The 24,654-nt window shown below is 71.7% G+C and carries 19 protein-coding genes and 1 pseudogene; 13 read left to right on the plus strand and 7 right to left on the minus strand.

Annotation, left to right across the window (positions count from 1 at the left end):
- Window positions 1–88 precede the first annotated feature (88 nt).
- Window positions 89–2,917, plus strand: coding sequence for an adenylate/guanylate cyclase domain-containing protein (locus tag AB0J93_RS05075; protein WP_363918281.1), 2,829 nt, complete (start codon window positions 89–91; stop codon window positions 2,915–2,917).
- 68 nt (window positions 2,918–2,985) lie between these two features.
- On the opposite strand, the gene AB0J93_RS05080 is transcribed toward AB0J93_RS05075, so the two are convergent.
- The 4 genes and pseudogenes from AB0J93_RS05080 to AB0J93_RS05095 all read right to left on the minus strand — a co-directional run bounded on the left by AB0J93_RS05080 (window position 2,986) and on the right by AB0J93_RS05095 (window position 6,492).
- Window positions 2,986–3,522, minus strand: a complete 537-nt coding sequence (locus AB0J93_RS05080; protein ID WP_363918283.1) for a phospholipase — start codon at window positions 3,520–3,522, stop codon at window positions 2,986–2,988.
- A 181-nt stretch (window positions 3,523–3,703) separates the two neighbouring features.
- Window positions 3,704–4,429, minus strand: coding sequence for a methyltransferase domain-containing protein (locus tag AB0J93_RS05085; RefSeq protein ID WP_363918285.1), 726 nt, complete (start codon window positions 4,427–4,429; stop codon window positions 3,704–3,706).
- 136 nt (window positions 4,430–4,565) lie between these two features.
- A pseudogene (locus AB0J93_RS05090) lies at window positions 4,566–4,817 on the minus strand (hypothetical protein); the annotation flags it as partial.
- Between the two features lie 37 nt (window positions 4,818–4,854).
- Window positions 4,855–6,492 carry an ABC-F family ATP-binding cassette domain-containing protein gene (locus AB0J93_RS05095; RefSeq protein ID WP_363918287.1) on the minus strand — a complete coding sequence of 546 codons (1,638 nt, stop codon included), beginning with the start codon at window positions 6,490–6,492 and terminating at the stop codon, window positions 4,855–4,857.
- Window positions 6,493–6,553: 61 nt separating this feature from the next.
- On the opposite strand from AB0J93_RS05095, the gene AB0J93_RS05100 reads away from it, so the two are divergent.
- The 3 genes from AB0J93_RS05100 to AB0J93_RS05110 all read left to right on the plus strand — a co-directional run bounded on the left by AB0J93_RS05100 (window position 6,554) and on the right by AB0J93_RS05110 (window position 8,177).
- The gene (locus tag AB0J93_RS05100) at window positions 6,554–7,306 is read left to right on the plus strand and encodes an ROK family protein (protein WP_363918289.1); all 753 of its coding nucleotides are present in this window, start codon (window positions 6,554–6,556) and stop codon (window positions 7,304–7,306) included.
- A 100-nt stretch (window positions 7,307–7,406) separates the two neighbouring features.
- Window positions 7,407–7,772: a tetratricopeptide repeat protein gene (locus AB0J93_RS05105; RefSeq protein ID WP_363918291.1), complete on the plus strand. Its 366-nt coding sequence runs from the start codon at window positions 7,407–7,409 to the stop codon at window positions 7,770–7,772.
- Window positions 7,773–7,922: 150 nt separating this feature from the next.
- Entirely contained in the window at window positions 7,923–8,177 is a 255-nt protein-coding gene (locus AB0J93_RS05110; protein WP_013736060.1) for a Smr/MutS family protein, read from the plus strand.
- Window positions 8,178–8,182: 5 nt separating this feature from the next.
- Here the strand turns inward: AB0J93_RS05110 and AB0J93_RS05115 are convergent, their stop codons facing one another.
- Window positions 8,183–10,561, minus strand: coding sequence for a M28 family peptidase (locus AB0J93_RS05115; RefSeq protein WP_363918293.1), 2,379 nt, complete (start codon window positions 10,559–10,561; stop codon window positions 8,183–8,185).
- A gap of 157 nt (window positions 10,562–10,718) precedes the next feature.
- Between AB0J93_RS05115 and AB0J93_RS05120 the strand changes: the two genes are divergently transcribed.
- From AB0J93_RS05120 to AB0J93_RS05150, 7 genes are all read left to right on the plus strand, one after another.
- Window positions 10,719–11,969, plus strand: coding sequence for a fused response regulator/phosphatase (locus AB0J93_RS05120; protein WP_363918295.1), 1,251 nt, complete (start codon window positions 10,719–10,721; stop codon window positions 11,967–11,969).
- Window positions 11,966–13,741, plus strand: coding sequence for an ATP-binding protein (locus AB0J93_RS05125; protein ID WP_363918297.1), 1,776 nt, complete (start codon window positions 11,966–11,968; stop codon window positions 13,739–13,741). The genes AB0J93_RS05120 and AB0J93_RS05125 overlap by 4 nt, the downstream gene beginning before the upstream one ends.
- The gene (locus AB0J93_RS05130; protein WP_363918298.1) at window positions 13,738–14,190 is read left to right on the plus strand and encodes a response regulator; all 453 of its coding nucleotides are present in this window, start codon (window positions 13,738–13,740) and stop codon (window positions 14,188–14,190) included. Before AB0J93_RS05125 ends, AB0J93_RS05130 begins: the two co-directional genes overlap by 4 nt.
- Complete coding sequence (locus AB0J93_RS05135) at window positions 14,183–14,992, plus strand: inositol monophosphatase family protein (protein WP_363918300.1); 810 nt, start codon at window positions 14,183–14,185, stop codon at window positions 14,990–14,992. The genes AB0J93_RS05130 and AB0J93_RS05135 overlap by 8 nt, the downstream gene beginning before the upstream one ends.
- Window positions 14,993–15,340: 348 nt before the next feature.
- Window positions 15,341–16,345, plus strand: a complete 1,005-nt coding sequence (locus tag AB0J93_RS05140) for a hypothetical protein (protein ID WP_363918574.1) — start codon at window positions 15,341–15,343, stop codon at window positions 16,343–16,345.
- A gap of 36 nt (window positions 16,346–16,381) precedes the next feature.
- Window positions 16,382–17,935 (plus strand): fused MFS/spermidine synthase, encoded by a 1,554-nt coding sequence (locus AB0J93_RS05145; RefSeq protein WP_363918302.1) that lies wholly within the window; start codon window positions 16,382–16,384, stop codon window positions 17,933–17,935.
- Between the two features lie 71 nt (window positions 17,936–18,006).
- On the plus strand, window positions 18,007–19,659 hold the full coding sequence (locus tag AB0J93_RS05150) for a serine/threonine-protein kinase (protein ID WP_363918304.1): 1,653 nt from the start codon (window positions 18,007–18,009) through the stop codon (window positions 19,657–19,659).
- A gap of 9 nt (window positions 19,660–19,668) precedes the next feature.
- Here the strand turns inward: AB0J93_RS05150 and AB0J93_RS05155 are convergent, their stop codons facing one another.
- Window positions 19,669–20,340, minus strand: coding sequence for a TrkA family potassium uptake protein (locus AB0J93_RS05155; RefSeq protein ID WP_363918306.1), 672 nt, complete (start codon window positions 20,338–20,340; stop codon window positions 19,669–19,671).
- Window positions 20,330–21,664: a potassium transporter TrkG gene (locus tag AB0J93_RS05160; protein ID WP_363918308.1), complete on the minus strand. Its 1,335-nt coding sequence runs from the start codon at window positions 21,662–21,664 to the stop codon at window positions 20,330–20,332. The genes AB0J93_RS05155 and AB0J93_RS05160 overlap by 11 nt, the downstream gene beginning before the upstream one ends.
- Before the next feature lie 198 nt (window positions 21,665–21,862).
- Here AB0J93_RS05160 and AB0J93_RS05165 point away from each other — a divergent pair, with 198 nt between their 5' ends.
- Together AB0J93_RS05165 and AB0J93_RS05170 are read left to right on the plus strand one after the other, a co-directional pair.
- Window positions 21,863–22,984 (plus strand): glycerophosphodiester phosphodiesterase, encoded by a 1,122-nt coding sequence (locus AB0J93_RS05165; protein WP_363918310.1) that lies wholly within the window; start codon window positions 21,863–21,865, stop codon window positions 22,982–22,984.
- 462 nt (window positions 22,985–23,446) lie between these two features.
- Window positions 23,447–24,652 carry a substrate-binding domain-containing protein gene (locus AB0J93_RS05170; RefSeq protein WP_363918312.1) on the plus strand — a complete coding sequence of 402 codons (1,206 nt, stop codon included), beginning with the start codon at window positions 23,447–23,449 and terminating at the stop codon, window positions 24,650–24,652.
- The last annotated feature ends 2 nt before the right edge of the window (window positions 24,653–24,654 follow it).

The raw sequence follows: 24,654 nt of genomic DNA on the forward strand, positions 1-24,654 counted from the left end.
GGTCGGAGTCTCGGCCGGCCGTTCTCACGATGCGTGATGATCTGGTCTCGGGAAGTATGGTGCCGAGACCAGGGGGGAGGTTCCACGCATGCCGCCACGGATCCACCTCCCGACCGGCTGGGTGACCTTCGTTTTCACCGACATCGAGGGCTCCACCCGGTTGGCGCAACTGCTCGGGTCGGGCTACCGGCCGGTGCTGGCCGAGCATCGACGGCTGCTGCGGCGGACGATCGCGGCGACCGAGGGCGCGGAGCTGCTGACCGAGGGCGACTCGTTCTTTCTGGCCTTCGACGACGCCGGAGCGGCGTTGACCGCCTGTCTGACCGCGCAGCGGGCGCTCGGTGAGCACGACTGGCCGACGCCCGAGGCGGCTCCCCGGGTCCGGATGGGACTGCACACCGGTTGGGCGGAGCCACGCGACGGCGAGTACGCCAGTCCCGAGGTGCACCGGGCGGCCCGCGTCGCCGCCGCCGCGCACGGCGGGCAGATCCTCTGCTCCGGTGCCACGGCGCGGCGGGCCCGTCCACTGCCGGCCGGCGCCTCCCTGCTCGACCTCGGGCTGCACCGGCTGCGTGGCTTCGACGACCGGGAACGGCTCTTCCAGCTCGTCGCACCCGGCCTGGAGCGGCAGTTTCCACGACCGCGTACCGCCGACGCGGTGGCGCACAACCTGCCGATCCAGGTCACCACGTTCGTCGGTCGGCAGACCGAACGCGCCGAGCTGAGGCGACTCGTCGCCCGGCACCGGCTGGTCACCGTGCTGGGCGCGGGCGGCAGCGGCAAGACGCGGCTGGCCGTGGAGTTCGCCACCGACCTGGTGGACGAGTACCCGGACGGGGTCTGGTTCGTCGACATCGCCGCGGTCACCGACCCCGGGCTGGTCGCCTTCGCGGTCGCCGCCGTACTCGGGCTGCGTCCGGAGCCGGGCCGCCCGATGGTCGACACGCTTGTGGAGTACGCGGCTCCCCGCCGGATGCTGATCGTGCTCGACACCTGCGACGCCCAGCCGGCGTCCTGCGCCGAGGCGGTGTCCCGGCTGCTGTCGGGCGGCGGTGGGGTGCGGGTGCTGGCGACGACCCGGGAACCGCTGGGGTTGCCCGGCGAGGTGGTGTGGCGGATTCCGCCGCTGTCCGTCGATCCGGCGCCGGACGGCACCGAGAGCGACGCGGTGGCGCTGCTGTTGGACCGTACGGCGGCGGCCCGCGGCGGGCGGCAGCCCGACCCGTCCGAGTCGGCCGACGTACGGCGGGTGGTGCGGCGACTGGACGGGTTGCCGCTCGCCATCGAGCTGGCTGCGGCCCGGCTGCGGGTGCTCTCGGTCGGTCAGCTCGCCGAGCGTCTCGACGACGTGCTCGGCACGCTTGACGCCGGCCGCGAGGATCCGCTGCCGCCACCAGCCGATCGGGGTAACACCGGCAACCAGCGGGACACGGTCGACCTGGCCGCGGCGGCCACCGGTGTCGACCCTTCGGCCCCGGTGACCCGGGCGGCGGCCCGCTCAGCGGTCGAACGGCACCTGACCATGCAGGCGACGGTGACCTGGTCCTACCGGACGCTCGGGCCGCGGGCCGCGCGACTGCTGCGCTGGTTGGCGGTCTTCGCCGGCCCGGTCGACCTGCCCACGGTGGAGTGGCTGCTCGACGACGATCCGCTCGACCCGCTGTCGGTGCTGGTCGACAAGTCCATGGTGCTGGCGGAGCCGCACGCGGCCGGCTGCACGTACCGGATGCTCGACCCGATCCGGGCGTACGCGGCGCGCCGGCTCGCCGAGGCCGGCGAGGAGCAGGCGGCCCGAGACCGACATGTGGCCTGGTCGGCGCACGCCCTGGAGCGGGCACACCTCGGCCCGGACGCGCAGCCGGTGACGCTGTCGCTGTACGCGCTGGATCCACTCGCCGGTGAGCTGCGTGCCGCACTGCGATGGTGTGCCACGGGTGGCAGCGCCCGGGTCGGCCTGCGGCTGGCCGGCGGGCTGGACCAGTGGTGGCGCGAGCGCGGACTGGCCCGGGAAGGGCGGCTCTGGCTGTTCCGGTTGTACGGCCGGCTGGCCGAGACCGGCGAGGTGATCCCGGAGGACGAACTGGCGGCGGCGTACCACATGCATTCGCTGCACGCCGGCGGCGACGGCGAGTTCGGCGAGGAGCTGCGTTTCTCGCAGCGGGCGGAGGCGGCGGCCCGTCAGGCCGCGGACGCCGGTCTGCTGGCCCGGGTGCTCGCCGGTCGGGCCGCCCCACTTGTCGACATGGGACAGTTCGCCGAGGCGGAGCGGGTCTGCCGGGAGGTCATCGACTGGGCGCAGGATCAGGGGGTCGAGTCGGAGGCGTTGTTCGCCGTGTTCCGCCTGGCCGAGTTGCTGTGGCGGCGGGGCGCGCTGGACGAGGCGGCGGAACTGCTCGGCGCGGCCCGACCGGTGGAGGCGTCCCGGCCGGTCGATCGGGGGCGCCGCTCGGTGGACATGCTGCTCGGCATGGTCGCGCTGGCTCGGGGAGACCTGGTGGCCGCGCATGAGCATCTGCTGGCGGCACTCCGGTCGCGGATGAATCACGGCTTCCACGGACGGGCCTGCGACACGTTGAACGCGGTCGCGGTGCGCTGCGCGGTCGGCGACCAGCCGCTGACCGCGGCCCGGCTTTTCGGTGCCGCCCAGGCGACCCGGGCGGGCCTGCGCTCGACACCGGGCATCTTCGAGACGTACTGGACGGAGCGGCAGGCGGCGCTGCGGCGGGTGCTGGGCGACGCCCCCTTCGACGAGGCGTACGGCGAGGGTGCCGAACTGGGGCTGGACGAGGCGGTCGCGTTGGCGCTCGGCGTCGAGCATCCCGACCTGGCGGCCGATTCGGGGCGGTTCGCCTCGGGGGCGGGTCGCTCCGCTCCGCCTCAACCCAGCACCGTCGACCGGCACACCGAGCACGCCTGAGCGACCGTCGGTCTCTGATCGGCGGGACGCCCGGCCGCGGTTGCTGCCGGGCGTCCGTCACCGATGGTTCAGGCGCGAGCGCGGCGCTCGGCGTCGGCCTTCATCCGGGCGGCCCGGTCGATGTCGGACTGCTGGACGGCGGCTACCGACCCGAAGATGGCGACCGCCTGGTAGTAGGTCCACGCCAAGCTCAGGCAGGCTGGCCGGACGACGGAGTTGTAGGTGGCGCAGGACCGCTTCAGATCCTCGTAGAAGGCGCTGTCGAGGCGCGGCTTGTTGGCACTGAACTGGCCGACCGCCTTGTAGTTGCGGTAGCCGAAGTCGTGCCGGGCACAGGAGAGGTCGAACTTGAAACCGAGCGGATTGTCCGGGCTCGACGAGCAGTAGTCGGTTGACCAGTCGAAGTTGTACTCGGCCCAGGGTGCGCGGTTCTGGCGGGCGGAGTACCAGGCGTTGTAGCTGCTGGCGCTGGTCTGGGTCCAACTGGACAGGACGGACAGCTTCTGCTGTGGAGTGACGGCCGCCGCGGCGGGGGAGGCCACGGCGAGGGCGGTGAGCAGCGCGAGTACGCCAGAGGCGAGGATGGTGGCGAGACGTCTGGGCACGGTCATACCTCCGCGGGGGTGGCTGGTGGAGCTAGCTGTTACCGGCGAGTTACCCGGGGTTAGATCAGTTTCGATCAATGGCGCGGCCTGCCGGTGTTACCCGCGAGAAATATTGGTGACCTGTGCCGAAACAGACGAATGCCCTGGACACCAGCGGTGTCAGGGCACTGGTCAGGGACGCCTAGTCGAAGAAGCGGGCCAGGTGGGTGGCGGAGGGGCCGTCGTCGTCCGGTCCCAGCGGAGTGAGGTCGGCGAAAATGGACGCACCGTCGCTGCCGGCGTGCAGGGGGTGCCAGCGCGGGGTCCCCGGGGGTCGCATCACGCAGATGCCCTTGATGGTCTGCACGTCCAGCAGCCGCACGTGGGTCGGGTCGGCCACCGCGTTCACATGCCCCCACCAGGGGCTCATCACGTGCAGCACGCCCCCGGGGCGGAGCACCCGGTGACACTCGTCCAGCAGGGGCAGGAAGTCGATCAGGTGCTCCAGGATGTGCACCGCGAACAGCACGTCGACCGAGTCGTCGGCCAGCGGCAGGGAGCCGGACAGGTCGGCGACCGCGTCCACCCCCGGGGCGGGGAAGATGTCGAGCCCGAGATTGCCCGGCCACTGCTTGGTGGCGCCGCAACCCAGGTCGACCACCACCGGGTGGCGTCCGCCGACCCGCACCCGGCACCAGACACCGAAGACGCCGGCCAACCGGCCGACCTGCTCGCGTACCAGTCGCAGCTGCGCCGGCTCGTCGACCTCGCCGGTCAGGTGGGCGACGCCCCGGTCGAAGCGGACCTCGACACCGAGTGGGCGCAGTCGCTCGTCGTGGCGGACCTGGTCCAGCCACGCCTCGGTGAGGAACCCGTCCACCGCCCGCAGTCGCTCGGCGGAGGACGGAGTGTGTGCCAACGCGACCATACCGGCCACCTCCGGCCGGCCCGTTACCCGGATAGCTGCCCGGTATGCGCTGGTTGTCCCTGAAATTCGTGCCGGGTCAACGCGCGATGGGCCGTCGGGGGCGTCCCGTACGCATCCGCTGCCGCGGTGCGGCCGCCGTCCGGGGCCGCTTCAGGTGATAGCGGTGCAACTCGTTGTTACCCGGCAGGGACGGGTCCTCGCTCATCGCGACCAGCTCCCAGCCCTGGTCGCCGGCCCGGTTGAGATGGGCCAGCGCGGTGTCGCCGTACGGCGTGACGTCGATCATGGATCCGTCGGGGCCGTACCAGGAGAAGATGACCTCGAAGCCGAGGTCGTTGGTGGCGGCCTGGCGGCGGCGCACCAACAGGGCGTACTCCCACCTGAGCATGGGGTCATTGTCGCCCCGTCGTCCGGATTCCGCCGGATCAAAACTCGGTGATCCGCCCGGCGTCCACCCGCAACCGCCGGTCGAGACGTACCGCCTCCAGCATCCGTCGGTCATGGGTCACCAGCAGCAGCGTGCCCGGGAAACTGGCCAGTGCGGACTCCAGTTGCTCGATGGCCGGCAGATCGAGGTGGTTCGTCGGCTCGTCCAGCACCAGCAGGTTGACGCCGCGCCCCTGCAACAGGGCCAACGCGGCCCGGGTCCGTTCGCCCGGGGAGAGCGTCGCGGCCGGTCGCAGCACGTGCTGCGCGCGCAGGCCGAACTTGGCCAGCAGCGTACGCGCGTCCGCCGGGGACATGTCCGGCACCGCCGCCCGGAACGCGTCCAGCAACGGCGCGTCACCGAGGAACAGTCCACGGGCCTGGTCCACCTCGCCGACCACCACGCCCGGCCCGAGCGCCGCCTGGCCGGCGTCCAGCGGCAAGCGGCCGAGCAGGGCGGCCAGCAGGGTCGACTTGCCGGAACCGTTCGCCCCGGTCACCGCCACCCGGTCCGCCCAGTCGATCTGAAGGTTCACCGGGCCGAGGGTGAAGTCGCCCCGGCGTACCACGGCATCGCGGAGCGTGGCCACGACGGCGCCGGCGCGGGGCGCGGCGGCGATCTCCATCCGCAGCTCCCACTCCTTGCGTGGCTCCTCCACCACCTCCAGGCGTTCGATCAGACGCTCGGTCTGCCGGGCCTTCGCCGCCTGCTTCTCGGACGCCTCGGACCGGAACTTGCGGCCGATCTTGTCGTTGTCGGTGGCCTTGCGCCGGGCGTTGCGGACCCCCTTCTCCATCCAGGCCCGCTGGGTACGCGCCCGTGCCTGAAGCCCAGCCCGCGTGTCGGCGTACTCCTCGAAGTCGGCGCGCGCCTGGCGGCGGGCCACCTCCCGCTCCTCCAGGTACGCCGCGTAGCCACCGCCGAAGTGGTTCACCTGCTGCTGGTGCAGGTCCAGCTCAAGCACCGAGGTCACCGTGCGGGCCAGGAACTCGCGGTCGTGGCTGACCAGCACCGTGCCGGCGCGCAGCCCGGTGACGAAGTTCTCCAGCCGGTCCAGCCCGGCCAGGTCCAGATCGTTCGTCGGCTCGTCGAGCAGGAAGATGTCGTACCGGCTGAGCAGCAGCGACGCCAGACCGGCGCGGGCCGCCTGGCCGCCGGAGAGGCTTGTCATCTCCTGGTCGAGGTCGACGGCGAGGCCGAGTTCGGCGGCGACCTCCTCGGCCCGCTCGTCCAGGTCGGCACCGCCGAGCCCGAGCCAGCTCTCCAGTGCGGCGGCGTACGCGTCGTCCGCGCCCGGCGCGCCGGCGGTGAGCGCGGCGGTCGCCGCGTCGAGGGCGGACTGCGCCCCGGTGACACCGGTGCGGCGGGCCAGGAACGCCCGAACCGTCTCCCCGGGGCGGCGCTCCGGCTCCTGCGGCAGGTGCCCGACGCTCGCGCCGGGCGGGCTCACCGAGACGCTGCCGGCGTCGACCGGCAACAGACCGGCGAGCGTACGCAGCAGCGTCGACTTGCCGGCACCGTTCGCACCGACCAGGCCGACCACGTCGCCCGGCGCGACCACGAGGTCCAGTCCGGTGAAAAGGGTTCGTTCCCCGTGCCCGGCGGCGAGGTCCCTGGCGATCAGCGTGGCGCTCACAAGGAGCCGAGCCTACCCGTCGCCGCGCGGTGAACCCCCGGGACGAGGCAGACTCACGTGCGTGTTGACCACTCTGGCGATCGACTGCGGGGGCGGCGGGATCAAGGCGTCCGTCCTCGACGGCGCGGGCACCATGCGGGCGCAGCCGATGCGGGTGCCGACGCCGTACCCCCTGCCGCCGGAGCTGTTCGTCCGGACGCTCGTGGAACTCGGCGATCGGTTGCCGGCGGCCGGTCGGGTGACGGTGGGGATGCCCGGCATGATCCGACACGGCGTGGTGGTGGCCACCCCGCACTACGTGACCCGTTCGGGCCCACGCAGCCGGGTCGACCCGGCGCTGCTCGCCGAGTGGTCCGGGTTCGACGCCCGCAGCGCGCTCTCGGCCGCGTTCGGCCTGCCGGCGCTGGTGCTCAACGACGCCGAGGTGCACGGTGCCGGGGTGGTCGCCGGCACCGGCTGCGAACTGGTGCTGACCCTAGGCACCGGGCTGGGCAGCGCCCTCTTCGACGGTGGGGTGCTCGCCCCGCACCTCGAACTGTCACACGCCCCGGTGCGCTGGGGCACCACCTACGACACGTACGTCGGTGAGCCCGAGCGTCGCCGGCTAGGCGACGCGTTCTGGTCCCGGCGGATCCGGCAGGTGGTGGAGGGGCTGCGCCCGGTGTTCCGCTGGGACCGGCTGTACCTGGGCGGAGGGAACTCGCGGCGGATCCGGCCCGAGCAGCTCACCCGGATGGGTGACGACGTCGTGGTGGTCCCCAACAGCGCCGGCATTGTCGGTGGCGTCCGCGCCTGGGACCTCGCCACCGTCTGAAGACCGTCTCTCAGGTAGGGAAAGCGACCGGGAACAGTCGCGGTACCGCCGGTGTTGTGCCAGCGTCGGAGCAGTGGTGCGACACGGAGGGGGTGGCGGCATGGATCTTCTGGCCGAGTACCGGCGGGCGACCCTGTTCTTCGAGGCGGGCGACCCCAGCGGCGCGGCCCGGCTGCTCGAACCGATCATCGCGGCGGAGCCGGACAACGCCGCCGTACGACAGTTGCTGGCCCGGGCCTACTTCCAGTCGGCACAGCTCAGCCGGGCCGAGGAGCAGCTGCGGGAACTGGTCGACCGCAACCCCAGCGACCACTACGCCCACCACGTGCTGGGCCGGACGCTGGAACGGCTCAACCGGTACACCGACGCGCTGCGTCACCTGCGCATCGCGGCGGCCATGCACTCGTCCAACGACGACTACACCGCGGCCCTGCGCCGGGTCGAGACCCGGGTCGGCGGCCGCTGATCCCGGACCCACGCGTCGAGAGGGCAGCCCGACCGGGCTGCCCTCTCGACGTCTGCGGGGACCCGGCAGCCGGCGTGCCCACGATGGCCAGGCCGGCGCCCGGCGTGCCTACGATGGCCGCATGAGAGCCGACCGGGCGGTGGACGTGGCATGAAGCTGAAGCTGGACCTGCACGACATCTTCAACAAGGGCCACGACATCGACCGTGCACTGCGCGGGATCATGGACGAGGCGGTGGCCAAAAAGGCCACCCTCGTCGAGATCATCCCGGGCAAGGGCTCCGGCCAGCTCAAGAAGCGCGTGCTGCGCTTCCTCGACCAGAAGGACGTCAAGCAGCTCTACCACCGGGTCGAGAAGGACTCCAAAAACTTCGGCCGCCTCTTCGTCCACTTCCGCTGGAAGTAGGCGTCTCAGAGCGGGTAGGTGCGGGCTACGGCGAGCATTTCGGAGGTGTGGGAGCCGGCGACGCCGACGTTTGGGGGGCGGGGGCGGAAGCCGGGGAGGGCGTCCAGGCCGTCGCTGGCGTCCATCGCGCGCAACGCGATGCGGTCCGCCTTCGGTGCGACGGTGAGCGTGACCTCGATGCCCTCGGGCGGTGGGGCGTGGAAGACCACCCCGAAGCCCCAGCGGCCGTCGCGGACCTCGACCGGGACCGAGCGGCCGGCGACTTCGGCCCGCCGCACCTCCGCGGTGGACGTGTCGACGTGCAGGGTGGTCAGGCGCACCTGACGTTGCGGGGTGAGTCGTAGGGTCACCGTACGCTCACCGGCGGTGGTGGTGTCCGTCAGCACGTCCAGCCGGGGCGCGGGTAGGTCGGCGGGCTGTGCCGGGCCGCCGAGCAACTCGTCGCCGCCGATCCCGGGGAACTCGTCGGCGACCTGGACCGGGCCGTCCACGTACTCGTCGGTCCAGGGCTGCGGCTCGGTCTCGTGACTCAGCCAGCGGGCCTGGCCGGTGCCGGCGTCCAGCGCGTACATGAGGTGGGTGGGCGCGGGGTGCGCGGCGTCGAACCGGTCGACGGCGATGCCGGTCCCGGCGAGGACCACCACGGCCAGCGCGGCGGCCCCGGCCGGCAGGGCACCGAGTCGGCGGGCCCGCAGCGCCAGCAGGCCCCGCTGACCGCCGGCCTGCGGGTGCAGCAGGTCGATCACGGGCAGCGCGGCGAGACCGAGCAGCACCGCGAAGAGCGCCGCGACGCCGCCCATCGCCATGCCCAGCGCCGGGAAGAGCAGCACCACGGTGGGGAGCAGCAGGATCACCGCGACCGCGGCCGCGACGGTCACCGCGATCACCGGTACCGGGCCGTCGAGGCGGGTGGCCAGCGCCACCAGTCCACCGAGCGCCCCGGCCAGGGCGGGCAGGGTCGCCAGGTAGGCCCCGCCGGGTGCCAGGAACGCGAGCAGCACACCGAGCAGCGCCAGCCAGCCGAGCCCACCGATGGCCAGCGCGGCTGGCCCGACCCGGCGTCGGCTCAGCGCGTACCAGGCGAACACGACGGCGGCGGCGAGCGACAGTACGGCCAGCCGGTACCAGGTCGGCCGGTACGGGTCGAGCAGTTCGGCGTTGCCCGGCCGGAGAGCGGCGATCGCCGCCCAGAGGAGTTGGGCACCCACCGGCGCCACCACGATCGGCACCAGGGCCAGGCCGAAGCCGGCGGCCAGCCGACCGGCCGTGACCCGATTCCGGCGTCGGGCCAGCCAGCCGAGCACGACCACGCCAGTCAGTGCCAGCAGCGCCAGCGGCAGCACCAGCCAGCCGGGGTAGCGGGCGAGGCCGCCGGGCGCGGGGAAGTAGGTGGCGTCGTGACCGGCCCGCAGGTCACCGAGGTCGATCCGGCCGAACTCCCGGACGAGACCCAGGGCGTTGTCACCGTGGTGCTGGAGGCTGGCCCGGTCCATCGAGGCCGGGGTGTCCAATGGTGTGTGGTAGGTCGCACCGCCGTCCAGGTAGGCCGAGTTGAGCCCGAGGAACCCCTCGTCGAGGAAGGCGGTGAAGTCGGTGTCGTTGGGCAGCGCGCGGTACACCTCCACCGCGAACGAGGTGCCCACCGGGTGCGGCGCGGCCCGACCGAAGACCTCGACCAGGCGCGCGTTCTCCGGTGAGGTCTCGAACATGATGACCGGCCCGGTGCGGCCCCGTGCCTCCAGGTTGAGCACCACACCCTTGCCGGCGGCGAGCGGATGCTCGGCGGCGAACGCCGAGGCGCCGCAGAGGCATGCCTCCTCGGCGTCGGTGAGGACGAAGACGACGTCGTTGCGGGGCGCCGAGCTGTCGGTCAGCGCACGGGCCACTTCCAGGATGGTCGCGACCCCCGCGGCGTCGTCGTTGCCACCCGGCCCGGTCTGCACCGCGTCGTAGTGCGCGACCAGGAACACCGTCCCGGTGGGGTCGGTGCCGGGCAGTCGCGCCACCACGTTGCGAACCCGGGCCAGGGTGGCGCCGCCCGCCGCGCCGCTGAGCTGTCCGGCCTCCTCGGCGACGGTGTCCTGCACCTGCGTCTCCAACCCGAGGTCACGCAGCACGCCTTCCAGGTAGCCTCGGACCTCCTCGTTGGCCGGGCTGCCCGCGACGTGCGGCCGGCCGGCGACCTGCGTCACGTGCGGGTACGCGCGCCCCGCGCTGAACTCGCCGGTCGGCGTGTCGGCCGGCCGGGACGTCGGGGGGCGCAGGTCGAGCAGGGCGCCCGCGCCGACGGCGACGAGCGCGACGAGCGCCGCCAGCGCGGCGAGGGGACGTCGACGCGGCCGGGAGAGGGCGCGGTCGGCGGCGGGGCTGGGGGTTGCGCCCACGGGTGGCTCCTTGCGAGGGGGGTCCTGGGGTGGACATCATCCTCCATGCCACCTGAGGGTGCCCCGTCGTGTTGTGTGCGAACGTTGTCTAATACAGGATCAGCAGGGCACTCGGAAGGAGCCCGACATCACCAGCGATCTTCCGCCAGTCGCGGCGGTGACCCGGCCGGCCCGGGGGACCGGGATGACCGGTCCCTCCGTCGTGTCGTGGCCATACCCGCAGGGAGGGCTGGGCGGCAACCCGAACCTGCCCCCCGGGGAGCGGCTGCGTGTGCTGCTGGTGGAGGACGACGAGGGTGACGCCTTCCTGGTCGGCGAGCTGCTGGCCGAGACGAACTCCGGGATCGACCTGTTGGTGGCGACCAGCCTGAGCGAGGCCCGTCGGCGGATCGCCGGGGTCGACTGCGTCCTGCTCGACCTGGGGCTGCCCGACGCGCAGGGGCTGGACGGGCTGCGGCAGGTGCTGGAGATGTCACGCAGCGCGGCCGTCTGTGTGCTCACCGGTCGCACCGACGAGCACCTGGGCATCGTGGCGGTTGCCGAAGGAGCACAGGACTACCTGGTCAAGGGTCAGGTCGACGGGGTGCTGCTGACCCGGGCGCTGCGCTACGCGGTGGAGCGCAAACGGGCCGACGAGAACGCCCGCCGGCTGCGTGAGGTGGAGTTGCGCCAGGCCGAGTCGGCCCGGTTGGAACGCGGCCTGCTGCCCCAGCCGCTGATGTCGACCGACCAGATCGCCGTGCACACCTTCTACCGGCCCGGCCGGCATGCCGCCCTGATCGGCGGGGACTTCTACGACGTGGTGCAGACCCGTCCGGACCGGGTGGATCTGATCATTGGTGACGTCTGCGGACACGGCGTGGACGAGGCGGCTCTCGGCGTCGAGCTGCGGGTGGCCTGGCGGGCGCTGATCCTCGCCGGGGTGCCGGACGACGAGGTGCTTCCCGCGCTGGAACAGGTGCTGATGAGCGAGCGCCGGCTTCAGGAGATCTTCGCGACCGTGGCGACGGCTCGGCTGGACCTGAACGCCGGTCAGGCGACGGTGCGGCTGGCCGGCCATCCGCCACCGGTGCTGCTCGCCGGCGGGCGGGTGACTCCGGTACCAGCGCCGGGCGGTCTGCTGCTCGGCGTACGGCCGCGCCGGCCCGTCGCCTTCGACCTGAAGTTCGACACCGAGGACTGGTCTCTGCTGATGTACACCGATGGCCTGATCGAGGGCCGGGTGGGCGCGGGCGACGAACGTCTCGACGTGCCCGGCCTGACCCGCCTGCTGACCGAGCCGGCCAGTCGGGCGGTTCCGCTGCCCGACCTGCCGGCCTGGCTGGTCGGTCGGGCCGAGCAGCTCAACGACGGGCCGTTCGCCGACGACGTGGCGATGCTGCTGGTCACGCGGGGTGGTGGCCGGTGACGACCACGGGTGCCGGCTGGAGCCTGCGCGGTCGGTTGGCCGTGCTCGTCGCGGTCGTCGGGCTGCTGTTGATCGGGGTGGCCGTCGCGGAGGCGGTGGTCGCCACCCGCAACCGGGCGCACATCGACGCGGTGCTCAACCAGACCGGTCCGCTGCGGGCCCAGTCCCAGGAACTGCTCGCGGTCCTGGTCGACCAGGAAACCGCGCTCCGGGGGTACGCGCTGACCGGCGAGCGGGAGGATCTCGCCCCGTTCGACACCGGAAGGCAGCGCGAGCAGGAACTGGCCGGCTCGATGGACCGGCTGTTGATCAGCTACCCGGAGCTGCGCGACGAGTTCGGCACGGTGCAGCAGCGGGCGGAACAGTGGCGGCAGACGGTCGCCCTGCCGGTCATCGCAGCCATCGAGACCGGTGGCGCCGCGGCCGGTCAGCAACTGCTCACCGACCAGTCGCGGCAGCAGTTCGACCAGATCCGGGTCGCCGTCGACGTGCTTCAGAACGGCATCCTCGAAGTTCGCGACGAGGCCGCCGCGGACGTACGCAGCACCAGCAACCTGCTGGTGCTGCTGCTGGTCATCGCGGCGCTCGTGGTGCTGGTCGCCGGGATCGTGCTGCTCACCTCGCTGGAACGGATGGTGATCCGTCCGCTGACCAGCCTGGCCGGGCAGGTCCGGGAGGTCGCCGTCGGCGACTACGGCCACCGCATCACCGGCGCCGGTCCACCGGAGTTCCAGCGTCTCGGCGAGGACGTGGACGCCATGCGGCAGAAGATCGCCGCGGACCTGGCCGAGGTGCGTGAGGCACGGGAGCGGATCGAGTGGGTCAACGCCCAGTTGCAGAAGCAGGCCGAGGAGCTGACCCGGTCCAACCGTGACCTGGAGCAGTTCGCCTACGTCGCCTCGCACGACCTGCAGGAACCGCTACGCAAGGTGGCGAGTTTCTGCCAGCTGCTCCAGCGGCGCTACGCCGGGCGGCTCGACGAGCGGGCCGACCAGTACATCGCCTTCGCGGTGGACGGTGCGCAGCGGATGCAGCGGCTGATCAACGACCTGCTGGCCTTCTCCCGGATCGGCCGGCTCACCACGGGCTTCACCGATGTCGACCTGAACCGCCTGATGGCGGAGGTGGCGGCACAGACCGAGCCGGCCCGGCAGTACGCCGACGCCGAGCTGACCTGGGGCGAGCTGCCGGTGATCCGCGGCGAGGAGCCCCTGCTGACCAACCTGCTGGTCAACCTGGTCAGCAACTCGGTGAAGTTCCGTCGGGCGGATGTTCCGCCGAAGGTGCACGTCTCGGCCCGGCTGATCGGCGAGGATTGGGAGATCACCTGCCAGGACAACGGCATCGGGATCGAGCCGGAGTTCGCCGACAAGATCTTCGTCATCTTCCAGCGGCTGCACGCCAAGGACGCGTACCCGGGTACCGGGATCGGGCTGGCGATCGTCAAGAAGATCGTGGAATACCACGGTGGTCGGGTCTGGGTGGACACCGACGTGCCCGAGGGGACGGCGATTCGTTTCACCCTGCCCGCGCTGCCCGCCGACGTCGAGGCCGCGACGAGCGCCACCGGTGCGGACGGGGACGCAGCGGACGGGCCTGATCCGGCGGAGGTCGACACGGACGCGGCGCCGGGCCGGGCCGCTGACGAGGCTCCGGCGGGTGGCGGTACCGTCGGCGCCGAGGCCGGCGGCGAATCGGAGCGCCCCTCGGCCGTCGCTGGCCTGTCACAGACCGGCGGTGGGACAGGTGGCATGAAGGAGGCGGTGGGATGACCGCGCCGGCGGACGGCAACAGCCCGATCGAGGTGCTCCTGGTCGAGGACGACCCGGGTGACGTGTTGATGACCCAGGAGGCGTTCGAGGAGCACAAGCTGCGCAACCGGCTCAACGTCGTCTCCGACGGTGCCGAGGCGCTGGCCTACCTGCGTCGCGAGGGCCAGTACGCGGACGCGGAGCCGCCGGACCTGATCCTGCTCGACCTGAACCTGCCCCGGCGCGACGGCCGGGAGGTGCTGGAGGAGATCAAGAAGGATGAGCAGCTCTGCCGGATCCCGGTGGTGGTGCTGACCACCTCCCAGGCCGACGAGGACATCCTGCGCAGCTACCAGCTGCACGCGAACGCGTACGTGACCAAGCCGGTCGACTTCGAGCAGTTCATCTCGGTGGTCCGGCAGATCGACGAGTTCTTCGTCAGCGTGGTGAAGCTGCCGCCGCGTGGTTGACACCCTGCTCGACGACGTCGCCGGGCTGCTGCGGGAGACCGCCGACCGCGTCGTGCTGCCCTTGTTCCGCCATCTCGACGCCGCCGACGTGAGCGAGAAGGCCCCCGGTGAGCTGGTCACGGTCGCCGACCGGCGGGCCGAGGAGATGATCAGCGCCGGGTTGCTCCGGCTGCGCCCCGGTTCGGTGGTGGTCGGCGAGGAGGCGGTGGCCGACGATCCCGACCTGCTGCGTCACCTGCGTGCCTCGGGCGACGTGTGGCTGGTCGACCCGGTCGACGGCACCGCGAACTTCGCGGCGGGCCGCCGCCCGTTCGCGTTGATGGTCTCCCTGCTCACCGAGGGTGAGCCGATGGCCGCGTGGGTGTTCGACCCACTTGCCGACGCGCTGGCGACCGCCCGTACCGGCGAGGGCACGTACCTGGACGGTGCACCGTTGCAACTGCCCGACGGGGCACCGCCGATGGGTGAGTTGCGGGGCGCCGCGATGACGAAGTTCCTGCCGGGGCCCTCACGACGCACGGTGGAGGCGGGCGGTGCGCGGCTCGGCGAGCTGTTACCGGGGCAGCACTGCGCCGGTCGCGAGTATCTCGACGTGCTCACCGGCGAGCAGCAGTTCGTGCTCTTCTGGCGGACCCTGCCCTGGGACCACGGCCCAGGCACCTTGCTGGTGCGGGCCGCAGGCGGCGTCGCCCGCCGACTCGACGGCACGGACTACCACCCCGCCGACACGGAACACGGCCTGCTGGTAGCCGTCAACGAAGAGGTCTGGACCGAGGTCCACACCGCCCTCCTCCCCACCTGATCCCTCCCTCATCCCTCCCTCATCCCTTCCTCGCGTTGATCATGAGGTTGGCGGCAGCTTGAGAGATCAAGATTGCCGCCAACCTCATGATCAACGCGGGCTGCGGGGGGCTGCGGGGGGACCGTGGAGGTTGGGTGGGGTGGGCGGAGGGTGAGGGGGTGGTTGCGGGGGGTCGAGGGTTGTGGGGGGTTGCGGGTTGGGGGAGTGGTCGGGAGGGCTGGTTCCGGTATCCTGACCGGCGGCCTTCCGCCAGCAGGCCGCCGACCGGCGCCGGCGGGGGCCGCCGCCGCGCAGAGGTATCAATCGGGGGCCGGCGGCCGACGAAAGGATGCTTTCGTGCGCAGCTCCATGCCCGTCCGGCGGTACGCCCACCGGCCGCTGATCGCCCTGCTCGCCGCCGTGGCGTTGCTGCTCGGCGTGGGTGCCGTGCCGGCGTACGCCGAGCCTAACGAGGGTGGCAGCAAGAAGCTGCGGGACGCCCTGGAGGCCACCGCCAAGGCGCACATCGACGCCAAGCGCAAGCTGGACGGCTCCAAGAAGCGGCAGAAGCAGATGGCCAAGGAGTTGTCCGCGATGGAGGGCCGGCTGGACGAGCTGACCGCCATGGTCGGTGAGGTGGCCGCGCAGTCCTACCGGGTCGGCCGGCTCAGTCCGGCTGCCGTACTGCTGGACAGCGCGACTCCGGAGGCGTTCGTGCAGCGGGCCGCCAACCTCGACATGATGGCCCAGCGGGACGGCCGCCGGATCCGGGAGCTGACCGAGGCGCGTGAGCAGGCTCGGCAGGCGAAGCTCGCGATCAACGCCGAGGTGCGCGAGCAGACCAAGCAGTTGGCCGTGATGGCGAAGAAGAAGAAGGAGGCCGAGGCGGCCCTGGCTGCGGTCAGCTCGGGTAGCGGTGGCGGGTTCAGCGGCGGCAGTTCCACCTCGGCGAAGCCGGCGCCCCGCAACTCCGACGGCTCCTGGCCCGGCGAGTCGTGCTCGGTGGACGATCCGACCACCTCGGGCTGCATCACGCCACGCACCCTGCACGCGCTGAAGCAGACCCAGGCCGCCGGATACAAGCGGCACGTCTCCTGCTACCGCAGCGGCGGCTCGGGCGAGCACCCGAAGGGGCGGGCCTGTGACTTCTCCGCCGCGACGAACGGATTCGAGGACCGTACCGCCACCGGTGGCGACAAGTCGTACGGTGACAGCCTGGCCGCCTGGCACGTCCGCAACGCCGACCGGCTCGGCGTGCTCTACGTGATCTGGTACCGCCAGATCTGGCACCCGGGCACCGGCTGGCGGGCGTACAGCGGTAGTGGCAGCCCGGCCGCCGACCACACGAACCACGTTCATCTCTCGATGTACTGACCCGCCGGCCCGGGGTCGCTGCGTACCATCGCCACGATGAACTCTCCATCGCCTGACGTGGCGGCCCCGTCCGCGCCGTCCTTGCCGGAGGTGCCCCGGGCCCTGCCGAACGGGCTCGCCGCGTTCCTGGTCTTCTACTCCAGCGGTGCCGTCCTGGTGCTGGAGACCGCCGCGTTGCGCCTGGTCGGGCCGTACGTCGGGGTCACCCTCCAGGTGACCAGCTCGGTCATCGGCATCGCCCTGGCGGCGATCGCGTACGGGGCCTGGGCGGGCGGCTGGCTGGCCGACCGGCGTAACCCGCGTACGCTCCTGGCCCCGGCGCTGGTGCTCTCCGGCATCGCCACCGCGATCACCCTGCCGGCGGTGCGGTACGCCGGTGAGGTGCTGCGTGGCGGTGCGGCCAGCGCCGTACTGCTGCTGGTCGCGGTCGCCGTGTTCGCGCCCGCGATGCTGCTCTCCTCGGTCAGCCCACTGGTGATCAAGCTCCAGCTCGCCGACCTGCGCCGCACCGGTCAGGTGGTCGGCCGGCTCTCCGGCATCGGCACGCTCGGCGCCGTCACGGCCACCCTGGTCACCGGCTTCGTGCTGGTGGCCGCCCTGCCCAGCACCGTGATCCTGTTCGGGTTGGCCGCCTCGCTCGGCGTCGTCGGCATCGCGCTCGGGGTGTACCTGCACCGGCAGGACCGGGCCGCCCTGCCCGGACCGGCCCGGGTCAAGGCCGCCCTGGCGGTGCTCGGCCTGGCCGGGGCGGGGCTGACCATGGTCGCCCCGAATCCCTGCGACGTCGAAACGGCGTACCACTGCGCCCGCGTCCAGGCGGATCCGGGTCGGGCCAGCGGACGGACGCTGCTGCTCAACTCGGCCCAGCACTCGTACGTGGACCTGGCCGACCCGACCCACCTGGAGTACGCGTACACCCGGTGGATCGGGGCGGTGGCCGATGTGATCACACCGGAGGGGCAGCGGCTCGACGCGCTGCACCTCGGCGGGGGCGGGTTCACCGTGCCGCGTTACCTGACCGCCACCCGGCCCGGCACCGACAACCTGGTGTTCGAGATCGACGGCGGGCTCGTCGAGCTGGGGGAGCGGCGGCTCGGCGTACGCCAGGGGCCGGACCTGCGGGCGTTGGTGGGCGACGCCCGGCTGCTGGTGGCCGCCGAGGCCACCGACAGCCGCGACTTCGTGGTGGGCGACGCCTTCGGACACCTGGTGGTGCCCTGGCACCTGGCCACCCGGGAGATGGCCGCCGAGATCCGCCGGGTGACCCGCCCGGGTGGGGTGTACGTGCAGAACGTCATCGACTACCCGCCGCTGCGGTTCATCCGCAGCGAGGTGGCCACCGTCGCCGCCGAGTTCACGCACGTCGCCCTGATCGCACCGCCGGAGGCGCTGGCCGGCGAGCAGGGCGCCAACTTCCTGATCGTCGCCTCCGACACGCCGCTGCCGCTGGCCGCGGTACGGGCCCGCCTCGACGTCGCCAACGAGCCGGCCAGCCTGCTCAGCGGCGGTGACCTGACGGACTTCGTCGGCGATGCGCTGGTGCTCACCGACGACTACGCCCCGGTGGACCAACTGCTCGCCACCGCCTGATCGGGTGACATCCGTGACCGAATCAGACCAGAGAGGTGTAGGCGGCCTCACGTCGGGCAACAACGCCGACCATGGGTGGTGCGGTGAGCAGAGGAGCGCAACTGCTCGGTGAGCGGTACCGGCTCATCGAACAGCTCGGAGCGGGCGGCATGTCGGTGGTCTGGCGCGGCTACGACGAGGTGCTCGGCCGGCAGGTGGCGGTCAAGGTGCTCGCCTCCCGGCTGGCCAGCGACCGGGCGTTCCGGCACCGGATCCGGATCGAGGCCCAGGCCGCCGCCCGGCTCTGCCACCCCAACATCACCAACGTGTACGACTACGGTGAGTCCGTACAGGTCGGGTTGACGGTGCCGTACGTGGTGATGGAGCTGATCGACGGCGGCCCGCTGACCGCGCGGTTGGCCCGTGACGGGCGCCTGCCCTGGCGGGAGGCGGTGACGGTGGCGGCCGAGGTCGCCTCCGCGCTGGCCACCGCGCACGCCCGGGGTGTGGTGCACCGCGACGTCACCCCCGGCAACGTGATGCTCACCGCGACCGGCGTGAAGGTGGTGGACTTCGGTATCTCCGCGCTGGTCGGTGAGAGTGAGAAGGGGCCCGACGGCACCCTGCTCGGCACCCCGGCGTACCTCGCTCCGGAACGGCTCGACAACGGTCAGGTCAGCCCGGCGACCGACGTGTACGCGGTCGGGCTGCTGCTGTACCGGATGCTCACCGGCCGGCTGCCCTGGCAGGCCGACACCACCACGCAGATGCTGCGCGCGCACATGTACCGCGAGCCGGAGCCGATGCCCGACGTGCCGGGCCTGCCCGGCGGCGTCGCCGACCTCGTCCAGCGCTGCCTGGCGAAGCGACCGGCGGACCGTCCGGCCACCGCCGAACTGGCCCGGGTCCTCGGTGAGGCGGCCGGCAAGGTGCCGACGGTGCCGGTGGGCGCCGGCGTCGGTGACATCGGCCCGTCGTCGCTGGCCGACGCCGGCACCACGATCCTGCCCTGGTCTGCGGCGACCGACGCGCTGCCCCTGGCCGGCCTGCGCACCCGTCGCCGGCTGAGCCGCCGGCGTCGGATCGAGGCGGTGACGGCCGCCGCCGGGCTGATGGCCGTCACGGCGGCGGTCTGGGGTGTCACGTCGCACAGCCCCGCCAGCGGCGGAATCGACCAGCCCACCCAGGCGCGCATCGGCGGCGAACAGGGGATTCCCTGCCAGGTGACGTACGCGCTGCGCAAGGATTCCGGCAAGGATTTCACCGCGGAGTTGAGCCTGACCAACACCGGGGATCGCGAACTGCGCGACTGGACCATGAGCTTCGCGTTTCCTGGCGAGCAGAAGGTGACCGCAGCAACCCCGGCACCGGTGCGGCAGCAGGGCCGGGCGGTGGCGGTGCAACCGGCTCCGCAGCGGCCTGCCCTGGCACCGGGTGCCACCGAGAAGGTGAACCTGACCGGTCGGTACACCGGGACGAATCCGCTGCCGGTGGAGTTCCGGGTCGGCACGGCGGTGTGCGGGGTCCAGGTCTCCGGGGTGGCCGGCACCGCGCCCACCACCAAGCCGGCACCCACCAACTCGGCTGCGAAGACGGTGAAGGCAACGGCCGGCAAGGCCGGTTCCGGCGACAGCAAGCCCAAGGAGAAGAAGCCCAAACCCGAGAAGGCCAAGCCGGAGGACGGGAAGGGCAAGGGTGGGGGGAAGCCGCAGCCCGACAAGCCCGGCAAGGGCCCGGGTCGGTGAGCTGACCGGTCAGGACAGCGTGGCGAAACGCTGGATCTGCTCGATGGTCCCCTCCACGATGAGAATGGTGTCATCGGCGAGTTCCAGCTCGTCCGAGGCGTACCGGTACCGATCCTCGCCCGGCCGTTTGAGCCCGATCACCCGTACCCCGTAGCGGTCCAGCAACTGGACCTCGCTGGTGGGGTGACCGGCGAGTGACCGCGGTACGCGGATCCGCGCCACCGCGAAGGCCTCACCGAACTCCACGAAGTCGAGCATCCGACTGATGATCAGGTGGGCGAGCCGCTCGCCGGTCTCCGCCTCGGGAAAGATCACGCGGTGTGCGCCGACCGAGGAGAGGATCTTCGCGTGCTGCCCCGACGTCGCCCGGGCCCAGATCTGCGGAATGCCCAACTCCACAAGCGCGAGCACGGTGAGCACGCTGGCCTCGACGGAGGCGCCGATGGCCACCACCACCCGGCGTAGGTCGGTCAGGCCGAGCTGGCGCAGGGCCTCCTCGTCGGTGGCGTCGGCCTGCACCACCTGATCGAGCATCGGCGACCATTTCTGCACCTGCTGGGCGTTCCGGTCGATGGCCAGCACCTCGCGGCCGAGGGCGGAGAGCGATTCGGCCAGGTGGCTGCCGAACCGGCCGAGGCCGATCACGGCGATGCCACCCGCGTCCGACTTCCTATCCGACAATGGGTTGCTCCTCTGGGTAGCGGTACAGCCGGCGTCGGGTGTTCAGGGCGATCGCCGAGCCGAAGGTGAGCGGCCCGACCCGGCCGACGTACATGAGCACGATCAGCAGTAACTGGCCACCGTCCGACAGGGACGACAGGACGCCCACCGAGAGCCCGGTGGTGCTGAACGCTGACGTGACCTCGAACAGCGCGCCGTAGAACGGAAGCTTGTCGGTCATCGCGATCAGCGCGGCGGTTCCGGCGGCCACGATCGCGACGCTGAGCAGCGCCACGGTGAGGGCCTGCCGCTGGCTGGCGGTGGCGATCCGGCGGTGCCCGACCGTGACATCCGGCTCGCCGCGGACCTCCGCCCAGATGACGAAGGCGAGCAGGAAGAAGGTGGAGACCTTGATCCCACCGGCGGTGCTGGCGCTGCCGCCACCGATGAACATCAACCCGATCAGCAGGGTGTAGCTCTCCTCCCGAAGCAGTTCGGTCGGCACCACCTCGAAGCCGCCGGTGCGGGCCAGCGCGATCTGCGTGAACGCGGCGACCACCTTGCCGGGTACGTCGTACTGGCCGACCGTCCAGGGGTTGGCCCACTCGGCGGCCAGGAAAGCGACCGCACCGAACGCGACAAGCGCCGCGCTGCCCCAGATGGTCAACTTGGTGGCGACCGCCCAACGGGCCGGCTGCCGCCATTCGCGGACCGCTTCGAACAGGGCCGGGAAGCCGAGACCGCCGACGATCGCGCCGAGGGCCAACGGCAGGCTGACCCACGGGTCACGGGAGAAGGCCAGCAGACCGTCGCTGTAGAGCGAGAAGCCGGAGTTGTTGAACGCCTGGACGGCGTGGAACGAACCCGTCCAGAGGGCCCGCCAGAACGGGTAGTCGTAACTCAGCCAGAGACGTGCCGTGACGAGGAGCGCCATCACCAGTTCGCAGGCGAAGACCGTGGTGGCGATGTGCAGCAGCAGCCGGCGTACGTCGCCGAGCCCGTACTCCGCGGTCTCGGCCTGCACCAGCAACCGGTTGTGCAGGCCGAGCCGCCGGGACACGGTGAGGATCACCAGCGCGGCACCGGTCAGGATGCCGAGCCCGCCCAGTTGGGTGAGCACGGTGATGAGCACCAGTCCGGATCCGGACCAGTAGTTCGGGGTGTCGGTGACGGTCAGGCCGGTGACCGAGATGGCCGACGTGGCGGTGAACAGCGCGGTCATGAACGGGGTGTGCTGGTATTCGATGGTCATCGGTCGCAGCATCAACAGGCCGGTGCCGATCAGGATCGCCACCAGGAAAACCAGCGGCACGAGCCGCACCGGGTGACGAAGAAACCGACGCACCAGACAATCTTCCGATTCTGCCCGCTGTTCCGGGCCCGAACCGGCATCCCGACGCCCCGTCTCGTCGACCCTCCCTTGCTCTGCTTCACCGGACGCAGCGACGGAGGATTCACCGGATGGTCAGGTTCGGACAAACTGCCGGTCAGCCCGGGCGGGTCTGCTGAGGCGGTCCCCCCCCCGACGAGTCAGGAGACCGCGTTGCGACGTACCCTTTCCGCCCTCGGTGTGTCGGTGACCCTGCTCGCCGCCGCCGTGGCCACGCCCATGGTCGCCACGGCGAAGCCGACAGCCGGCACGGACCCGGCCCGCGTCGGTGACCAGCCCATCGTCATCGGCCACCGGGGTGCCAGCGGCTACCGGCCGGAGCACACGCTGGAGGCGTACCGGCTGGCGATCCGGATGGGTGCCGACTACATCGAACCGGATCTGGTCGCGACCGCCGACGGTGTGCTGGTCGCCCGGCACGAGAACGAGATCAGCGGTACGACCGACGTGGCGGCCAGGTCGGAGTTCGCCGACCGCCGGGCCACGAAGACCATCGACGGGGTGTCGGTGACCGGCTGGTTCACCGAGGACTTCACGCTCGCCGAACTGCGGACGCTGCGAGCCAAGGAGCGGCTGCCCCAGGTACGGGTGACCAACACCGCGTTCGACGGCCAGTTCCAGGTGCCCACCTTCCAGGAGGTGATCGACCTGGCCCGGGTCGAGGGCAGGGCGCGTGGCCGGGTGATCGGTGTCTACCCGGAGACCAAGCACCCGACGTACTTCGCCTCGATCGGCCTGCCGCTGGAGGAGCCGCTGGTCGAGGCGCTGCGGCGGGTGGGGTGGTCGAAGCGGAACTCACCGGTGATCATCCAGTCCTTCGAGACGGCCAACCTGCGGCGGCTCGACCGGATGATCGACGTACGCCTGGCGCAACTGCTCAACGCCGCCGGCCAGCCCTACGACTTCACCGTGGCCGGGGACACCCGCACGTACCGTGACCTGGCGACCCCCGCCGGCCTGCGATGGATCTCCCGATACGCCGACGGCATCGGGGTGCACAAGGACCTGATCGTGCCGCGGAACGCCGCCGGTGGCCTGCTCGCACCGACCACTCTGATCCGGGATGCGCACCGGGAGAAGCTGATCGTGCACGCCTGGACCTTCCGGGCGGAGAACCAGTTCCTCCCGACCGACTTCCGGATCGGCACCGATCCGAACGCCCGCGGCGACATCCAGTCCGAGTACGAGCTGTTCTACCGCCTCGGCCTGGACGGCGTCTTCACCGACCACCCCGACACCGCAGTCGCGGCCCGCGCCGCCCTACCCCGCCACTGACCCCGACCGTCACCCCACCCGCACCGATCGGCCCGCCGTCCCCCCGGCCGGCGGGCACCCCCGCAGACCTACCCACCGGGGTCCGTCGTGCGCAGGATGCCGCAACTCGTGCCGTCAAGCGGGCGGGATACCCCGACATAGCCGCAACCGGTGTACGACGGGTCCGGGCCGGGCGTTGTGCGGCCGACGACTCGGTGACGTCGACCGGGGACGCCAGCCTCAGCAATCGATCCCGCCTGGCCGACCCGAGCGTGGGGGTGGGCGACACATCGTGTCTCGGCCTCCTGGGCGGGACGCCCGTCGCCTCGGCCGGCCGTCACCACGTGGTCGTCGATGCTGTAACCCGAGCCCACCCCACCCCTGTTACTTGTGTGTTTCGACCACATGGCCCGTGGGTGACGTCACTTCTAGCGTGAGCCGACACATAAGGTTCCTCCCTCCGAGTCCTCACGTGGAGTCGCAATGACGGTCCGGACGACACGGCGGGTGTTCCTCTCCGCCGCCACGATGATGGCCGCGGCGATCGCCGCCACGGCCTGTGGCAGCCCTCAGGACACCGCCAACGGCGGCGGCGACAGCGCCGCCCCGGTGAAGGTTGGTCTGGTCTACTCCCAGTCGGGAGCGCTGGCCAGTTACGGAAAGCAGTATATCGAAGGGTTCAGGGCCGGCCTGGACTTCGCCACCGACGGCACCAACAAGGTGGGCGACCGGGCGATCGAGATCACCGAGGTCGACGACGCCGGTGATCCGGCGAAGGCGGTCTCGGCGGCCAAGGATCTGATCGGCAAGGGCAACAAGATCATCGCTGGTTCGACGGCGTCGGGCGTGGCGCTCCAGGTAGCCCCGATCGCCGCGCAGAACAAGGTGCTTTTCATCTCCGGCCCGGCCGCCACCGACGCGGTGACCGGCGCGAACAAGTACACGTTCCGCTCCGGCCGGCAGTCGTACCAGGACGTGGTGACCGCGAAGTCGTTCATCGGCGATCCGGCCGGCAAGAAGGTCGTGGTCTTCGCCCAGGACGGTGCGTTCGGCGACGCCAACGAGGCCGCGGTCAAGGCCGTCATCGGCGGAGCCGGCGCGAGCGTCAGCGCCGTCCGGGCACCGGCCAGCGCCACCGAGTTCACCCCGTTCGCCAGCCAGATCAAGTCCGCCAAGCCGGACCTGCTCTTCGTGGCCTGGGCCGGCACCACCGCCCCGGCCATGTGGCAGACCCTGGACCAGCAGGGCGTGCTCACCTCCACCACGGTCGTCACCGGCCTGGACATCCGCGCCTCCTGGCCCACCTTCGGCGCTGCCGGCAGCAAGATCTCCTTCCTGTCGCACTACTTCGATGGCGCCAGCGACACCGAGGCGGCCAAGGCCGCCAAGGCGAAGGTTCCCGGCGGCACGCTCGACCTGTTCCACCCGGACGGCTTCGCCGCCGCACAGATGGTGGTCCGCGCCGTGGCCGAGGGTGGCGACGACGTCGAGAAGATGGTCACCGCACTTGAGGGCTGGAGCTTCGAGAGCGTCAAGGGCAGCATGACCATCCGCGCGGAGGACCACGCGCTGCTCCAGCCGATGTACCAGGCGAGCCTGACCGGAAGCGGCGACGCCTTCAGCGCGACCGCACAGAAGGCGCTCACCGGTGACGAGACCGCACCGCCGGTCCAGGCGATGAAGGGCTGACC

The organism is Micromonospora sp. NPDC049374 (genome assembly GCF_040677165.1).
Lineage (GTDB): Bacteria > Actinomycetota > Actinomycetes > Mycobacteriales > Micromonosporaceae > Micromonospora.